2 protein-coding genes are annotated in these 1299 nt (G+C 68.1%); both read right to left on the bottom strand.

Annotation, left to right across the window (positions count from 1 at the left end; translation table 11 throughout):
- Positions 1-562: PEP-CTERM sorting domain-containing protein (locus ACFHPP_RS31065; protein WP_437167087.1), on the bottom strand; the 562-nt coding region annotated here is incomplete at its 3' end.
- Between the two features lie 331 nt (positions 563-893).
- Positions 894-1299 (bottom strand): tyrosine-type recombinase/integrase (locus ACFHPP_RS31060; protein WP_437167086.1); only part of this gene is annotated, 406 nt, incomplete at its 5' end.

The raw sequence follows: 1299 nt of genomic DNA, 5'->3' as shown, positions 1-1299 counted from the left end.
TGAGGCCGAACAGGCCGGCGCCGAACAGCGCCAGGCTCGCGGGTTCCGGCACCGGGGTCGGCGGCGGGGTGGTGCTGCCCTGGGTGTCGAAGAAGGTGATGTGGGAGAAGCCCGGATTGCCTGGGAAGTAGGTGTCGAGGTTGGCGGTGAAGGACGTGATCGCCATCGTCAGGTCGTAGAACAGCGCGAAGCCGTCCGCCTGCTTGATGGCGAAGTAGTGGATCTCCGGATCGCCGGCGCCCGGCGTGTAGTCAAAACTGAGTTGGTTGGTCGCCTCGTTCAGGCTGACCACGAATTCGCTGCCGGTGATGGTCGGGAAGTTGCTGCTGACGTCCTGTCCGCCGCCGGATTCCCGCTTGTAGATGGCGGGCGAGGCGCCGGGGGTGGCGCCCTGCTGCGTGCCGGTGGTGGTGGCGTAGCAGTTGCTGAAGCCACCCGCGCCGCCGCACTCGGTGCCGCTGAAGTTGCCGGCGTAGATGATCGCCGCCGTAGCTGGCGCGGCAGCGAAGGCAAGGCCTGCCGCCAGAAGGGAGGCGGCGAGGGTGGTTGAGGGGATTTTCATCGGAAGCTCCTGCAGGTGTCTCGTTCGATTACGAAACGTGGAGCAGGATCCGTGCCAGTGATTCGCGGCCGCTTAACGCATTAATAACGTTACAATTAATTGCGTTGAACGAGGAGGGCTTGCGGCAACAAGGAAGATTCGTAAACGAAACCGACATTGCGGTGCGACACCAGGCCGACAGAGGAGTCGCGAGGCCTACACCCCGCGAATGGCGGAACGAATGTCGTGAGCAGCGAGCCGCCGAGAGGCCGCGACCCACGTGTGATCGCCGGCGAGCGATCAACGGAGAGAAGCGGCGTCAGGTGGGCAGAGATGGCCGTCGCCCGTCCGCCTACAGCCCGACCTTGCTGGCGGCATTGTCCAAGAACAATCCGCCGCGGCGGACATAGCCGCGCAGGGTGGCGGCGGAGCGGTGGCGGGTCTGCTGCATGATGGCGTGCTCCGGCACGCCGGCGCGGGCGGCCGAGGTCGCGAAGCCCGCGCGCAGCGAGTGCCCGGCAAAGCTCGTGGGGTCGTAGCCGGCGGCGGCGACGGCGGCCTTCACCACCCGCGCCACGTCGCGGTCGGACAGGCGGGTGGCGGTGGCGCGGCCGCCGCGGGTCACCGAGACGAAGACCGCGCCGTCCGCGATCCCGGCGGCCTCCAGCCAGGCCTGCACGGCCCGCACTGGGCAGGTGAGTTCGTGCTGGCCCTGCGGCAGCGCCACTTCCGTGCCGGCGCCGTCGGGGTCGGTCTTG

The organism is Falsiroseomonas sp. E2-1-a20 (assembly GCF_051433195.1).
Classification (GTDB): Bacteria; Pseudomonadota; Alphaproteobacteria; order Acetobacterales; family Acetobacteraceae; genus Falsiroseomonas.
This window is presented reverse-complemented; position numbering and strand designations above follow the sequence as displayed.